Annotated in this window: 14 protein-coding genes; 11 read left to right on the top strand and 3 right to left on the bottom strand. The window is 50.8% G+C overall.

What is annotated here, in order from left to right:
• Positions 1-146: 146 nt before the first annotated feature.
• A complete protein-coding gene (locus tag CSR04_RS12965) occupies positions 147-1,571 on the top strand; it encodes an undecaprenyl-phosphate glucose phosphotransferase (RefSeq protein WP_102796721.1) in 1,425 nt (474 codons plus the stop codon).
• Here CSR04_RS12965 and CSR04_RS12960 read toward each other — a convergent pair.
• Positions 1,565-2,056, bottom strand: coding sequence for a zinc ribbon-containing protein (locus tag CSR04_RS12960; RefSeq protein WP_102796720.1), 492 nt, complete (start codon positions 2,054-2,056; stop codon positions 1,565-1,567). The two genes, CSR04_RS12965 and CSR04_RS12960, sit on opposite strands and share 7 nt — an antisense overlap.
• A gap of 146 nt (positions 2,057-2,202) precedes the next feature.
• On the opposite strand from CSR04_RS12960, the gene leuS reads away from it, so the two are divergent.
• From leuS to CSR04_RS12910, 10 genes are all read left to right on the top strand, one after another.
• Positions 2,203-4,788: a leucine--tRNA ligase gene (gene leuS / locus CSR04_RS12955; protein ID WP_102796719.1), complete on the top strand. Its 2,586-nt coding sequence runs from the start codon at positions 2,203-2,205 to the stop codon at positions 4,786-4,788.
• Positions 4,788-5,279: an LPS-assembly lipoprotein LptE gene (locus tag CSR04_RS12950; protein ID WP_102796718.1), complete on the top strand. Its 492-nt coding sequence runs from the start codon at positions 4,788-4,790 to the stop codon at positions 5,277-5,279. Before leuS ends, CSR04_RS12950 begins: the two co-directional genes overlap by 1 nt.
• The gene (holA, locus tag CSR04_RS12945; protein ID WP_102796717.1) at positions 5,279-6,313 is read left to right on the top strand and encodes a DNA polymerase III subunit delta; all 1,035 of its coding nucleotides are present in this window, start codon (positions 5,279-5,281) and stop codon (positions 6,311-6,313) included. The genes CSR04_RS12950 and holA overlap by 1 nt, the downstream gene beginning before the upstream one ends.
• The gene (gene nadD / locus CSR04_RS12940; protein ID WP_172449348.1) at positions 6,310-6,978 is read left to right on the top strand and encodes a nicotinate-nucleotide adenylyltransferase; all 669 of its coding nucleotides are present in this window, start codon (positions 6,310-6,312) and stop codon (positions 6,976-6,978) included. Before holA ends, nadD begins: the two co-directional genes overlap by 4 nt.
• Before the next feature lie 63 nt (positions 6,979-7,041).
• Positions 7,042-7,359, top strand: a complete 318-nt coding sequence (rsfS, locus tag CSR04_RS12935; protein WP_102796715.1) for a ribosome silencing factor — start codon at positions 7,042-7,044, stop codon at positions 7,357-7,359.
• A 2-nt stretch (positions 7,360-7,361) separates the two neighbouring features.
• Complete coding sequence (rlmH, locus tag CSR04_RS12930) at positions 7,362-7,832, top strand: 23S rRNA (pseudouridine(1915)-N(3))-methyltransferase RlmH (protein ID WP_102796714.1); 471 nt, start codon at positions 7,362-7,364, stop codon at positions 7,830-7,832.
• 21 nt (positions 7,833-7,853) lie between these two features.
• The gene (gene mrdA / locus CSR04_RS12925) at positions 7,854-9,731 is read left to right on the top strand and encodes a penicillin-binding protein 2 (RefSeq protein ID WP_102796713.1); all 1,878 of its coding nucleotides are present in this window, start codon (positions 7,854-7,856) and stop codon (positions 9,729-9,731) included.
• On the top strand, positions 9,718-10,833 hold the full coding sequence (rodA, locus tag CSR04_RS12920; protein WP_102796712.1) for a rod shape-determining protein RodA: 1,116 nt from the start codon (positions 9,718-9,720) through the stop codon (positions 10,831-10,833). The genes mrdA and rodA overlap by 14 nt, the downstream gene beginning before the upstream one ends.
• 57 nt (positions 10,834-10,890) lie before the next feature.
• A complete protein-coding gene (locus tag CSR04_RS25405) occupies positions 10,891-11,721 on the top strand; it encodes a septal ring lytic transglycosylase RlpA family protein (RefSeq protein ID WP_102796711.1) in 831 nt (276 codons plus the stop codon).
• 260 nt (positions 11,722-11,981) lie between these two features.
• Positions 11,982-13,154 (top strand): serine hydrolase, encoded by a 1,173-nt coding sequence (locus CSR04_RS12910; RefSeq protein ID WP_102796710.1) that lies wholly within the window; start codon positions 11,982-11,984, stop codon positions 13,152-13,154.
• Positions 13,155-13,344: 190 nt separating this feature from the next.
• Here the strand turns inward: CSR04_RS12910 and CSR04_RS12905 are convergent, their stop codons facing one another.
• Positions 13,345-14,205: an amino acid ABC transporter substrate-binding protein gene (locus CSR04_RS12905; RefSeq protein ID WP_342751377.1), complete on the bottom strand. Its 861-nt coding sequence runs from the start codon at positions 14,203-14,205 to the stop codon at positions 13,345-13,347.
• Between the two features lie 25 nt (positions 14,206-14,230).
• Positions 14,231-14,881, bottom strand: a complete 651-nt coding sequence (queE, locus tag CSR04_RS12900; RefSeq protein ID WP_102796827.1) for a 7-carboxy-7-deazaguanine synthase QueE — start codon at positions 14,879-14,881, stop codon at positions 14,231-14,233.
• Positions 14,882-14,899 lie beyond the last annotated feature (18 nt).

Genomic DNA, 14,899 nt, shown 5'->3' with positions numbered 1-14,899 from the left:
TGATTAACGACACCGGGTCTTAATATGCAATGTAAAACCTTTGCATCGCCCAGTTAGACTGCGCTGCAGGGGTATTATCAGGTTGTCGCAAGTTCGCGACAGTGTCTGCTTGAGCAGTATCACCATCGGGTCAAGGAGAAGGTAAAATGACAGAACATGTAACAGCATCATTGGCAGATAAAGGCGTTATCCAGTCTTATCAAAATGGCTTTGCGACCGCCTACAGATTAACGGATATGTTTCTTATTAGCCTGGTCTACCTGATTGTACTGCTTGTTATGCAGCTCCCCGTCAACAGCTTCAATGCCGCATTATTACTGGTTGGCCTGATTATCTATATGATTTGTGCTGAAGCCTTGGATATTTATCGCTCCTGGCGCACCTATGCAACTTCACTAATGCTCAAAGCCGTCTGCTGGGCCTGGCTGCTAACCAGCCTGCTGACCATTTGCAGCTTATTTTTGTTTGCACCGGCGCAGTCAGTTAGCAAGCAGGCCGTGCTGTTCTGGTTGTTCGCAGGCCTGCCAGTGCTGACAGGCTGGCGCATGGTGTTTCGGCTGGTGCTGTCCCGTTATCGTCGTCACGGCCACAACAGCCGCAGCGCTATTGTGCTGGGGGCCAACCAACTGTCTTATAATCTGGTCAAACAGTTGGGCCAACACGACGAACTGGGTATTCGCTTTGAAGGTTTCTTTGACGACAGGGAAAAACAACGCCTGCCGTACGAACTTCGGGAACTGATTTGTGGCACTATAGATGAAGGTATCGCGCTGGCTAAATCGCGTAAGGTGGATTATGTCTACATAGCCATGCCCATGAGCGCTGAACAGCGGATTATGGACTTGCTTGGTCGCTGCAGCGATACCACCGCCAATGTCTACATTATTCCTAATTTCTTTATTTATAACTTGCTCAATGCCCGCTGGCAGAATGTTGGGTCCATTCAAACCCTAAGCATTTTCGATACACCGTTTGAAGGCGCCAACAATGCCCTCAAACGTATTGAAGATATCCTGTTGTCCAGCTTGATTCTGACCCTGATTGCAGTACCGATGCTGGTGATTGCGTTGGCTGTCAAGCTCACTTCCCCGGGTCCGGCTATTTTTAAGCAGGTTCGTTATGGTCTGGGCGGCAAGCCCATTTTAGTCTACAAATTTCGTTCCATGTCCTGTCAGGACAATGGTAATAAGGTAAAGCAAGCCAGCCGCAACGACAGCAGAATCACCCCACTTGGTGCCTTTCTACGTCGTACTTCACTGGATGAGCTGCCGCAGTTTATTAATGTGTTGCAGGGACGTATGTCCATCGTTGGACCACGTCCCCATGCAGTGGCCCATAACGAAGAGTATCGTAAACTCATCGAAGGTTACATGCTCAGACATAAAGTACGACCAGGTATAACCGGCTGGGCCCAAATCAACGGCTTTCGGGGTGAAACCGAGACGATCAACAAAATGATCAAGCGGGTGGAATATGATCTGGATTACATCCACCGCTGGTCGGTCGGTTTTGACCTGCGCATCATTTTTATGACCCTGTTTAAGGGCTTTACCGGCAGCAATGTTTATTGAGAGGACGTATCTAACACCCTGGAAAAACGGCTGTGGCCGCATTCCAGACAAGGCAGAATACGTTCAACATGTGTCACTTGATGGCGGTGATGGCATTGCGTGCATTCCAGTTCCCCCAATGCCACTAGTTCACCGGCGTGATAGATGCCCTGATGCTGAATATCCCGCCATGATTCCTGCATCGCCAGGCCACTTTTGTCTGAGGCATCCGCCAGCAATGACCAGAGTTTATCTTTGGTAGCCTGCCACCATGGCGAGGCAGCAGCATCTTGCTGCCAATGGTGTGCAAAGGTTTCCAGATCCCGGCTCAGGGTGTTTTCCAGCAAACGTATTTCTTCACGGCTCAGGTCTCCGGCGGCCTGTAGGTATGCCCGGGCTTTATCTTGCACCTGCATAAGACTGATCACATCCTGTTCAACAGAATGCCTTATCCAGTCGGAAATCTGCTCCAGTAGTTTGCTGTAGCGGGCGTCACTTTTAGCCATCTTGGTTGCCTCTCTCGTTCTACAATCCAGTATTTACCAGTATAGCTGGCAGCAAATGTGCCATGCACTATTGTTCCAGACTGCTCCGGTGAAGTATTCTATGGCGCTAATCCTTTTATCACCTTTAGTTAGCCCGGAACCCGACATTGATGGAAAGACAGTATAATCCTCAGCAGATAGAAAAAGACGCCCAGCAGTACTGGCAGGACAGCGGCCTGTTCAAGGCGCTGCCAGATAACGACAAAGAAAAGTTCTACTGCCTTTCCATGTTCCCCTACCCCAGCGGCAGACTGCATATGGGGCATGTACGCAACTACACCATCGGCGATGTGATCAGCCGCTTCCAGCGCATGCAGGGCAAAAATGTCATGCAGCCTATGGGTTGGGATGCCTTTGGTCTGCCAGCGGAAAATGCCGCCATTGACAACAAAACCGCCCCGGCTAAATGGACCTACGCCAATATCGACTACATGAAAAACCAGTTGAAATCGCTGGGTTTCGGCTATGACTGGGATCGTGAACTGGCCACCTGTCAGCCTGACTACTATCGCTGGGAACAATGGTTCTTTACCCGCTTGTACGAAAAAGGCCTGGTGTATAAGAAAAATGCCACGGTTAACTGGGATCCCATCGATCAGACCGTATTGGCCAACGAACAGGTGATCGACGGTCGCGGCTGGCGCTCTGGTGCACTGGTGGAACAAAAAGAAATTCCGCAGTGGTTTATCAAGATCACCGACTATGCCGAACAATTGCTGAGTGACCTGGACAAGCTGGAAAGCTGGCCGGATCAGGTAAAGGCCATGCAGCGTAACTGGATTGGTCGTTCTGAAGGCATTGAAATGACCTTCAAGGTCAAAGACAGCGAGCAGGAATTCGACATTTACACCACCCGTCCAGACACCCTGATGGGCGTGACCTATGTGGCGCTGGCAGCTCAGCACCCGCTGGCCCTGGAAGCGGCTAAGCACAATGCGCAGTTGGCAGCCTTTATCGAAGAATGCAAAAACACTAAGGTGGCCGAAGCCGATATGGCCACCATGGAGAAAAAAGGCTGCGCCACCGGCATCACCGCCATTCACCCCATCACTGGTGAAGACGTACCGGTGTGGGTCGCCAACTTTGTGCTGATGGATTACGGCTCCGGTGCAGTCATGGCGGTACCCGGTCATGATCAGCGCGACTGGGAGTTTGCCACTAAATATGGCCTGGCTATCAAGCAGGTTATTGCCGCCACCGATGACACCATTGTTGATTTAAGCAACGCCGCTTATACCGAAAAAGGCCAGTTAGTGAACTCCGGTCAGTTCGACGGCTTAACTTCAGAGCAGGCTTTTGACGCCATTGCTGACCAGCTTGCAGCAGAGGGTAAGGGGCAGCGCCGGGTTAATTACCGTCTGCGCGATTGGGGGGTGTCCCGTCAGCGTTACTGGGGCGCGCCTATCCCTATGTTGAATCTGGCAAATGGTCAGTCAGTGCCGGTCCCAGCCGAAGAGCTGCCCGTACGATTACCCGAAGATGTGGTGATGAACGGTGTCACGTCCCCGATTAAGGCGGACCTGGAATGGCGTAAAACCACCTATCAGGGCCAAAGCGCAGAACGGGAAACCGATACTTTTGATACCTTTATGGAATCCTCCTGGTACTATGCCCGTTACTGCTCCGCGCAGTTTAACCAAGGCATGCTGAATCCTGATGAAGCCAACTACTGGCTGCCGGTCGATCAGTATGTCGGCGGTATCGAGCACGCCATTTTGCATTTATTGTACTCGCGCTTTTTCCACAAGCTGCTTCGTGATGAAGGTCTGGTGCAGTCAGATGAGCCTTTTAAGCGTCTGTTGTGTCAGGGTATGGTACTGGCAGACTCCTTCTATCGTGAAGATGCCAAAGGTGCCAAAACCTGGTTTTCCCCTGCCGATGTAGAGGTGGAAAAAGATGACAAAGGCCGTGTGGTGCGTGCGGTGCTGCGCAGTGATGGTCAGGAAGTTATCCATGGCGGCATGACCAAAATGTCCAAGTCCAAGAACAACGGTATTAACCCGCAGGAAGTCATTGACCTGTACGGTGCCGATACCATTCGTTTGTTTACCATGTTCGCCGCGCCGCCGGAGCAAACCCTGGAGTGGGTCGAATCCGGTGTTGAGGGAGCAAACCGCTTCTTGAAGCGCTTGTGGAAACTGGTGCAGGACCATTTGCTCCTGGGTGACGTTGTCGCTCTGGACAAAGCTGCATTGAGCGGCGACCAAAAAGCCCTGCGCCGCGAAATTCACAAAACCATTGCCAAGGTGTCCGACGATATCGGCCGTCGCCAGACCTTTAATACGGCCATTGCTGCGGTGATGGAATTGCTCAATCACCTGCAAAAAGCCGAACAGGCAGACGATCAGGGCAAAGCCGTGGTGCGTGAAGGTATTGAAGTGATCCTGGCACTGCTTAACCCCATTACGCCACATATCTGCCACAGTTTATGGCAGCAATTAGGCAAGCAGGACATTGAGTACAGCCCCTGGCCGCAGGTAGATGAATCAGCCCTGGTGGAAGAGGAAAAACTCATTGTCGTGCAAGTCAACGGCAAAGTACGGGCAAAGTTGACGGTGGCCGCCGATGCCAGCCAGGAGCAGGTACAAGCCCTGGCATTGGAGCAGGATAATGTGTGCCAGCACACCGAAGGTAAAACCCTGCGCAAGGTGATCTATGTGCCGGGCAAACTGCTAAACATAGTGGCCAACTGATGCGTCATCTGAGCCTGTTAGTCATCGCGACTCTGCTGCTAAGCGCCTGCGGATTTCATCTGCGCGGCGCGGGTGCCCTGGGCGACAGCATCAGCAACGTATATGTCAGCAGTGACAACATCCATGCTCCTTTGTCCCGCACACTGCGGGACAGGCTGAAAAGCCATAAGGTGGCGCTGTTAGATACCCCCGAGGAACAGGCCACCATTCTATACCTGCATCCTGAGAAAATGGATCGCAGCCTGTTGTCGCTGTTTTCCACAGGCCAGGTGGCAGAATATGAACTGAATTACCAGGTGACCTTTGAGGTAAAATTACCCGGACAGGAAGCCAGGTTGTATTCATTCGATTTGAGCCGTGAATATCAGGACGATCCTAATGCCGTGCTGGCCAAATCCAGGGAAATGAACCTGATTTTGGATGAAATGCGAAAGCAGGCAGCTGATCGTATTATCCGCCAGTTGGGTCAACTGTCACAAACCCCTCTGTGATGCAGATTTATCCAAACAGACTAGAGGATGCCCTGAGCAAAGGCCTGGCTGGTTGCTACCTGATTTTTGGTGACGAGCCCCAACAGAAGCTCGAATGCCTGGAGCAAATCCGCCAATTTGCTCGCCAACAAGGTTTTGATGAACGCACCTCATTAGTGGCTGAAAACAGCTTCAACTGGAATCAGTTGCTGGAAGCCAGTCAGAGTCTGTCATTGTTTGCCAGCCGTCAGTTGATAGAACTTGAGCTGCCAACAGGTAAACCCGGAGTGGAAGGCGCCAAGGTATTGCAAGGAATGGCCGAACAGGCCAACCCCGATGTGCTGTTAGTGCTGCATGGGCCGCGTATCGGTAAAGATGTGCAAAACAGCAAATGGTTTAAAACCCTGGATAAACGGGGCGCTTATATTCCTTGCTATCCTCTGGAAGGCAAACAACTGCAAGGCTGGGTGAATGACCGCTTAAGACGTAGTGGTCTGAGTTCAAGCCCGGACTTGGTCAGGCTGCTTAGCGACTATTGCGAGGGCAATTTACTCGCCGCCAGGCAGGAAATCGAGAAACTGGCCCTGCTCTATCCTAAGGGACAACTGAGCATAGCTCAGGCAGAGCAGGCTTTGGTTGACCAGTCACGCTTTAATGTTTTTCAGCTGGTTGACGTGCTGTTGGCCGGTGACGGGCAAAAAGCGGTGAAAATGCTGTATCGCCTGGAAAATGAAGGGGTTGAACCAACAATCATACTATGGGCGCTGGTACGGGAATGGCAAACCCTGACGGCGCTGCAATTTGCCCGCAGTCAAGGGCAGAATCTCAGTGGGCTGTGGGCCAAGTATAAAATCTGGAGTAATAAGCAGGGGCTTTACCAGCAAGCCCTGCAGCGCCTTGACCATCAACACCTGGCACAGATGCAGGGCAAACTGGCCAGCCTTGACCAGGCACTAAAACAATCCGCTATTGCCCGCCCTTATGTTGAGCTTTGCCATCTATGTCTGCTGTTTATTCCCATACCACTGACCGGCCTGCCTCTGGAGTATCTGTGACAGCGCCGCTGACTCTGTTTGGTGGCACCTTCGACCCGGTGCATCTGGGACATTTACAGGTGGCCACAGAAGCCGCCCGACAAGCAGACCTGGATAAAGTGTATCTACTGCCCTGCCATATCCCGCCACACAAAGCCGGTCCACACGCCAGCCCGGCCCACAGACTGGCCATGCTGCAGCGGGTTTGCCAGGAATGGCCCTTGTTTGCCGTGGATGACCGCGAATTGAAACAGCACAGGCCGTCCTATACAGTCGAAACCCTGCGCCAGTGCCGCGAGCAGGATTCACATCGGCCGATTATTTTCATCCTTGGTATGGATTCTCTAAAAAGCCTGAATACCTGGTTTCATTGGCAGGAACTGATGAGCCTTTGTCATTTGCTGGTATGCCGGCGCGGTAATTGTGAGGAAGACTTTAATCTGGATATTCAGGCATTGCTGGCCAGGCATCAAACTCAAGACCCTGATCACTTAAAACGTCAGCCATGCGGCCACATTCTGCTGGCCGACACCAGTATAATCAGTCAATCATCCAGCCAGGTACGCCAGGCACTAATGCAAGGAAACACACCAGCATTGTTACCCGCCTGCGTTCTGGCCTATATTCAGCAACATCAGTTGTATCAGGGATGTAAAAAAACGCCCGCATCAGGTCGCCCATGCTAGAATGCGCGCCCTTTGGCTGACTGAACGGTCAATTGATTTTTAATATCGTATCGAGGAGAACCTTTGCAACACGAACAACTCAAACAATTTGTCATTGACAAAATTGAGGATTTAAAAGGACGTGACATAGTGGATTTGGATGTCAGTGACAAATCCAGCATTACCGATACCATGTTGGTATGCTCAGGCAATTCCAAGCGCCATGTGGTGTCTATTGCCGAGAAGGTTGTAACAGAAGCCAAGCTGGCAGGAATTACACCTCTGAGCATTGAGGGACAGGATAGCGGAGAATGGGTACTGGTCGACTTCGGTGAAATTATTCTGCATGTGATGCAGGACGAAACCCGGGATTTTTATCAGTTGGAAAAACTCTGGGGCTGATTGTGCGACTGCAACTCATTGCTGTAGGGACAAAAATGCCGGATTGGGTGGATAGCGGCTACCAGGAATATGCCAGGCGATTCAGCACCGATATGCCATTACAATTGGTGGAAATCCCCGCCGGTAAGCGGGGCAAAAACGCCGATATCCAACGCATTTTGCATAAAGAAGGCGAGCAGATGCTGGCAGCAGTGGGTAAAGGTAACCATATCGTTACCCTGGAAGTCACCGGTAAACCCTGGGACACCCCAGAGCTTGCCAAACAAATGCAGCGCTGGCAGATGGACGGGCGGGATGTCAGCCTGCTGGTCGGCGGTCCAGAAGGCCTGGCGCCACAATGTATCGCCGCTTCTTCGCAAAAATGGTCACTGTCAGCCTTGACTCTACCGCATCCACTGGTTCGCATCCTGCTCGCAGAGAGCCTTTACCGGGCCTGGTCGTTAAATAATAATCACCCCTATCATAGGGAGTGAGGTGTGAAGAAGTTGTAACTGATGCCACCAAAACGCATTACAATCCGGGACCACAGCGCCGAAGCCAACTTGTTCGCCAGGCGCACCGTCATTACCCTATTGGGCATTGTTGGCTTGTTGTGCGTGCTGATAAGCAACTTATATTACCTGCAGGTAACCCGCTTTCAGGATTACCAGACCCGCTCCAATGGCAACCGCATTAAGGTATTGCCGGTGGCTCCCAATCGCGGCCTCATCTATGACAGAAACGGCGAATTACTGGCAGAAAACCGTCCTTCTTTCACACTGGAAGTGGTCCCGGAACAAGTGGAAGATTTAAATCAAACACTGTCTGAATTGGCAGCTTTGTTGCAAATTTCGGATGAAGACCTGGAAGATTTTCGCCAGGAATTGAAAAGTCAGCGGCGCTTTAAGCCCGTCGCCTTGAAAAGCCGCCTCAGCCACGAAGAGGTTGCGCTGTTTTCCGCCAACCAGCATAAATATCCCGGCGTCTCGGTGGAAGCGCGCCTAACCCGCTATTATCCCTATGGCGAAACCCTCACGCATATGCTGGGCTATGTAGCCAAAATCAATAAAAAAGACCTGCAAAAACTGGTGGAGGCAGGCCAGGAAGATAACTACGCCGCCACTTACAATATCGGCAAACAAGGGGTGGAGAAGTTTCACGAGGACCGTCTGCATGGCCAGGTGGGTTATCAGGAAGTGGAGGTCAATAACCAGGGCCGTATTATCCGCACATTGGAATTTCAGCCCCCGACGCCGGGCGAAGATATTATCCTGAATGTGGATGTCAAGCTGCAACGGGTTATCCAGGGGCTGATGCAGGGCTACCGGGGCTCGGTGGTGGTCATCGACCCCAACAACGGGGCTGTGCTGGCTCTGTATAGCAACCCCAGTTATGACCCGAACCTGTTTGTACATGGCATCAGCAGCAAAGATTACCGCCGTTTATTGCAGTCGCCTGACAGGCCATTGATTAACCGGGCCACGCAAGGCCAGTATCCGCCAGCGTCCACGGTTAAGCCGCATCTGGCCTTACTTGGTTTGGACGAAGAAGTAATTACTCCGCAAACCCGTATGTTTGACCGTGGCACTTATCGCCTTAAAAATGTCGAACGTCCCTGGCGGGACTGGAAAAAATGGGGACACGGTTGGGTGGATGTCACCAAGTCCATTGAAGTGTCCTGCGATACCTTTTTTTATGATTTGGCCTATCGCCTGGGTATCGACAGTATCAGTGAAATGATGGTGAAGTTTGGCTTTGGTGATTATACCGGGATTGACCTTTACGAAGAATCTGACGGCAATATGCCCAGCCGCGGCTGGAAACGCGCGAAACACAATCAGCCCTGGTATATAGGCGACACTATCTCTGTCGGTATAGGCCAGAGTTACTGGACCACCACACCGCTGCAATTGGCTAAGTCAGTCACCGTGCTGGTCAATCACGGCACCCGCTATGTGCCACAACTAATGCGCGGCCGTTACGTGGATGGTGAGATACAGTTAAATGCCCCCAGAGAGTTGTCGCCGCTGGTACTTAAACACCCGCAGAACTGGGATGTGGTGTTGGATGCCATGTACGGTACGGTGAACCGGGAGCACGGTACGGCGCGCAAAGCATTTAAAGACACCAAATATATTTCGGCAGGTAAAACCGGTACCGCTCAGGTTATCAGCATCGCCGAGGACGAAGAATACGATGCAGAGAAAATTGCTGAGCACCATCGCGATAACGCCATGTATATCGGCTATGCACCTTATGACAACCCTCAGATCGTCGTGACCGTGGCCATGGAAAACGCCGGTGGAGGCAGTTCACAGGCGGCCCCCATAGCCCGTAAAGTGATGGATTATTTTTTTGAGAACCAGCCGGTGGAGTCTTATGCTGCGCAGTAAATTAGACCCAAATAAACGCAGCATCTGGCAGAAGATGCATATTGACCTGCCGTTGTTGCTGGGCCTACTTACTCTGATGGGAGTGGGTCTGTTTGTTATCTACAGCGCCGGTGGGCGTGACTGGGATCTGATCGAACGCCAGTTGATTCGCCTGGCCCTGGCATTAACGGTGATGTTAGCCGTAGCACAAGTTCCGCCACTGGCTTACCGGCGCCTGTCGGTACATTTCTATGTGGTAGGCATACTGATGCTGGTAGCAGTACTGGTGATGGGAACCGTAGGAAAAGGCGCACAGCGCTGGCTGGATCTCGGTTTTATGCGCTTCCAGCCCTCTGAAATTATGAAGCTGGCCGTGCCAATGATGATGGCCTGGTACATCAGTCGTTTTAATCTGCCACCCAGGTTATTGCATATTATCGGTGGCTTCCTGCTCCTGGTAGCACCCACCTTGCTTATTGCCAAACAACCAGACCTGGGCACATCATTATTAATCGCCAGTTCGGGTTTATTTGTATTGTTTCTGGCTGGCATGAGCTGGAAGTTAATTGGCAGTGTGGCAATACTGGGGTCAGCTTTTGCACCAGTAATGTGGTTTTTCCTGATGAAGGATTACCAGAAACAAAGAGTGCTGACGTTTCTAAATCCTGAGTCCGACCCTTTGGGCTCTGGTTATCATATCATCCAGTCTAAAATTGCCATTGGCTCAGGTGGCTTTTCCGGCAAGGGCTGGTTGCATGGTACACAGTCGCAACTGGAGTTTCTGCCCGAGCGCCATACTGACTTTATTTTTGCTGTATTTAGCGAAGAGTTTGGTTTTACCGGCATACTGCTGCTGTTGGTTTTGTATTGCTTTATTATTGTGCGCGGTATGATCATAGCCACCCGCGCTCAGGAAGCCTACAGTAAGTTGCTGGCGGGTAGTCTGACGTTAACGTTTTTTGTTTATGTATTCGTTAATATGGGTATGGTGTCGGGTATTTTGCCAGTGGTGGGCGTTCCCCTGCCTCTGGTCAGCTATGGAGGCACCTCCATGGTGACATTGTTAGCTGGATTTGGCATGCTGATGGCAATAGGTACGCAGCGACGGCTGCTGTCTCGCTAACGGGGCAGTCGGCTGTATCCTTATGTAAATGTTTAACACATATTAACGCCAGGTATTATGTTTATAAACAATAACAATATTAAGCTTCTGGCCACGATCCTGTTGCTGATATTAATGGCTGGTTGTACCCTCAATAGTGGTCGCTACAGCCAACGACATGATTCAGCCCCTAAGCGCCTGCCCTCGCAGATCTCTCTTGAAGATGCCATTCCAGCTTACGAAGGCTTTAGCAGGGGTGGTAATGCCCCCTATCAGGTGTTTGGTCGCCACTACACACCTATGACCAGCGCCAAAGATTTTCAGCAGGAGGGTGATGCCTCCTGGTATGGCCAAAAATTTCATGGCCACCTTACCTCAAACGGGGAAATCTATGACATGTACGCCATGACGGCCGCGCATAAAACTCTGCCATTGCCCTCCTTTGTGCGAGTGACCAATATGGCCAATAACAAAGAGGTGATTGTCAGAGTCAACGATCGGGGGCCTTTTCATGGTGGTCGAATTATTGACTTGTCTTATGCCGCCGCGATGAAACTGGACATGCTCAAAACCGGTACCGCCCGGGTAAAACTGGACGCGATTCATGTGGAGCCGGATGGCACCATATTGATTGCCGGTGAACCTCAACTTCCACCGCTGCAGCCGGTTAGCAATATGCCGCAATCCTGGTTTGTACAGGTCGCGGCATTGTCAGATGGCCAACGTGCCGAGCAATTAGCCAGAGGCCTGGAAAACTTATATCAGTTACCCAGCCACATTCCTCAGGATAATGGTATTTTCCGTTTGCGACTTGGCCCGCTGAATGACGAAACACACGCCAGGCAGGTATCTGAGCAACTTAAACGTAATGGCTATGAGAAGGCCTACCCATTGTTGGCTCCACACTAGGCCTGCAGCCCGGCGTCGAGACCAGAAGGGGCTGGATTTGCACAAAATCTATATTCTAAAGGTCAACACGCTCTGAGAGTTCAGGGCACTTTTTAGGATAATTGCACTCTAAAACTCGCCAACTGGGCGGCACATTCATGTGGATTAATGTTATATTGTTGCCCGGCTGTGGTTGTTAATCGCCAAACTGTTAAATAGCAGATTGGTTATCACCTTATCGGCAGTCAGCAGACTATGACAGATAATAAAGTGGACAGGTAATGCATAAAACCAGACTTTCTCCGACGACCTTGCTCGTCAGCTTCGCTCTCCTTATTTTTAGCGCTCTCTCTCAGGCAGCCGTCGTTATCCCAAGTCCCCCAGAGGTCGCAGCCAAAGGATATGTGCTAATGGATTTTCGCACTGGCAAAATCATAGGTGAAACCAATGCCGACATGCGCTTGGCACCCGCCAGCCTGACCAAAATCATGACGGCCTATGTTATCGGCATGGAGCTGAAAAGCGGCGCCATTAAAATGGATGACATGGTCACGATTTCGCAAAATGCCTGGGCTAAAAATTTTCCCGAGTCATCGAAGATGTTTATCGAGGTAGGGAAACAGGTCAAAGTATCAGACCTTATTCACGGTATTATCGTGCAATCCGGAAATGATGCCTGCGTAGCCATGGCCGAACATATTGCCGGCAGTGAAGAAGCATTTGCCAGTATGATGAACAGCTACGCAGAGAAACTGGGGATGACCGCTACCCACTTTATGAACAGCCATGGTTTGGATGATGCTGATCATTACACTTCTCCCCGCGATATGGCTATTCTGTCTGCCGCGCTGATCAGAGACGTACCACAGGTTTACTCCGTTTATTCAGTCAAAGAGTTTGAATATAACGGTATCAAACAATACAACCGCAATGGCTTATTGTGGGACAAGAGCCTTAATGTTGACGGCATTAAAACCGGTCATACCAATGAAGCAGGCTATAGCCTGATTACCTCTGCCACCCAGGACGATATGCGCCTGATTTCTGTGGTAATGGGTACAGACAGTGAACGCACCCGCAAGGAAGAAAACCGCAAGTTACTTAAATACGGCTTCCGATTCTTTGAAACCGTGGTGCCATACAAGGCTGGCGAAAGTTTTGTTGCGCACAAAATCTTTATGGGCGACAAAGACACGGTGGATCTGGGCATTATTGAAGATACCCCCATCACCATTCCACGTGGTCAACGCAAGAACCTGCAGGCTAACTTTGAACTTAACAAAAAGCTGGAGGCCCCACTGGCCAAAGGTGAAGTGGTAGGAACCCTGTATCTGCAACTGGACGGCGAAGACGTCGCCCAATATCCACTGGTAACACTGCAGGAAGTTCAGGAGGGTGGTCTGTTTAAGCGTTTGATGGATTACGCCAAGATGAGTCTGGGAATGGACAGTTAACACCAGGACGGTTTCAACTGATTTAAAAAAGGCGCTTTCAGCGCCTTTTATGTTCATGGATGAACGGTATGCCGTGGTCACATGGATGTGATGGAACGGCGATGTTCATGGGTGAACGGGACGAAAAACTGCTCCTGCGTTTTCGTCACTTCCACCATCCCTGGTGGTCGGCACAAAATCTGCTCCGGTGTTATTTAACCTGATACCACAGCTCGTTGCGATCTAACGGGGTCAGTGGTGGCAGAATAGGGTTGTTTAAACGCAATATCTGTCGCTGTGACAGATTAGCATTGTCCAACATGGCCTGATGCTCAAACAAAAACAGCTCATCAAATTTGCCGTTAGCGATAATTTTTTCCAGTCCACTTTCGATTAATCTCGCCAGTACAACATTTTTGCGATTGACGAAAAAGTAGGTGGCGGTTGGGTAGTAGAGTGCCAGATTGGCATCCACATCGAAGCTATGCTGCGACTGATACAGTCCAATTTCGTGCCAGATCTCAACTACCGATCTGGGTAGAAAATCTCCCCTTTTGTGCTCCAACGCCACAAAAAGCTCTTCGTAGTCTTCTGCAGTGACAACATCGAAACCATTGGCCTGCAGAATCTTGGTATCCGGCCAGTCGCGCCCCGATATCGGCTTAAAGTGCAGCAGGCTTTCAAGGTCTTTTACCGGCGAGAAATCACTGTTTCCACCAGGTTTCATAAGCGGCAGACGCAACCCAATCAGCCCTTTATAGATGGGAATTCGGATCGGCAGCAGATCTTCTTCCCGCTGATTGTCGGTCATACTCCACAATACATTGATCTCGCGACTGGACTTGAGCTGGTTGATGGCCTTGCCCTGCAGCATAATCCGGTCGCTGGCGCTGAGTTTAAAGTTGACCCCGGTATGCTCTAAGGCCAGGGTCAGAAGCTCTACCGGATAACGGGTACGGTCATCTTTTTCCGACATAGGACGGGGATAAACGATGTTCCAGGTGGCAGCCTGAACAGATATGCCCAACAACAATCCGCCTAGCATCAATATCAGTTTAGTCTTAAGCATCATTTTCTTCTTCTGTCACGCTTTCAGCTTATTCTATGCCGATATATTTATGGGTTTGAAGTGACAATCGCCAGTTACGGCGAATACAGGTGCTAACGGCCAGCTCTGTCGCGCGTTGCTGCTGACTGATAGGTTGCAGATAAATCAGTGCTTTTGCATTCACTGCGGGCCGGGCCAACAATTCATCCAATTCTTCAATATGCCGCTCCATGGCAATAGGGTGTTTAATTTCATCGGCACGGGCCAGGGCTTGGTCGAGAATGGTATAGCCCCCTTTCATATTCACCTTAGGTGACAAGGTCACCCAGGTTTTATCATGTACCTGAATGGTAAATGTGCCGCTGGTTTCTATCTGTACAGAATACCCCTTTTCTATCAAAGCGGTCGTAAGCGGCGTTAAATCATACATCGCTGGCTCGCCACCGGTAATCACCACATGCCTGGCCTGATAGCCTTGCTGGCTGAACAGGGCCAGTAAACTGTCTGGGGAGCCCTCAAACCAGCCATCGTCTGCTTCGGTTTTGACCAATATCTGTTGTGCGCTTTGGCGACGCTCAGGAAGAATCTCCCAGGTATGCTTGGTATCGCACCAGGGACAGCCCACCGGACATCCCTGCAGGCGAATGAAAATAGAAGGCACACCGGTAAAACTGCCTTCCCCCTGAATGGTTTCAAACATTTCGTTAATTTTAAGGCT

This window comes from Bowmanella denitrificans (assembly GCF_002887595.1).
GTDB lineage: Bacteria > Pseudomonadota > Gammaproteobacteria > Enterobacterales > Alteromonadaceae > Bowmanella > Bowmanella denitrificans.
The sequence above is the reverse complement of the archived record's forward strand: the minus strand, read 5'-3'. Positions and strand labels throughout refer to the sequence as shown.

Coding starts and splice junctions, on each gene's coding strand:
- CSR04_RS12965 (WP_102796721.1), top strand. CDS start 147: ATGACAGAACATGTAACAGCATCATTGGCAGATAAAGGCGTTATCCAG.
- CSR04_RS12960 (WP_102796720.1), bottom strand. CDS start 2,056: ATGGCTAAAAGTGACGCCCGCTACAGCAAACTACTGGAGCAGATTTCC.
- CSR04_RS12950 (WP_102796718.1), top strand. CDS start 4,788: ATGCGTCATCTGAGCCTGTTAGTCATCGCGACTCTGCTGCTAAGCGCC.
- holA (WP_102796717.1), top strand. CDS start 5,279: ATGCAGATTTATCCAAACAGACTAGAGGATGCCCTGAGCAAAGGCCTG.
- mrdA (WP_102796713.1), top strand. CDS start 7,854: ATGCCACCAAAACGCATTACAATCCGGGACCACAGCGCCGAAGCCAAC.
- rodA (WP_102796712.1), top strand. CDS start 9,718: ATGCTGCGCAGTAAATTAGACCCAAATAAACGCAGCATCTGGCAGAAG.
- CSR04_RS25405 (WP_102796711.1), top strand. CDS start 10,891: ATGTTTATAAACAATAACAATATTAAGCTTCTGGCCACGATCCTGTTG.
- CSR04_RS12910 (WP_102796710.1), top strand. CDS start 11,982: ATGCATAAAACCAGACTTTCTCCGACGACCTTGCTCGTCAGCTTCGCT.
- CSR04_RS12905 (WP_342751377.1), bottom strand. CDS start 14,205: ATGATGCTTAAGACTAAACTGATATTGATGCTAGGCGGATTGTTGTTG.
- queE (WP_102796827.1), bottom strand. CDS start 14,881: ATGTTTGAAACCATTCAGGGGGAAGGCAGTTTTACCGGTGTGCCTTCT.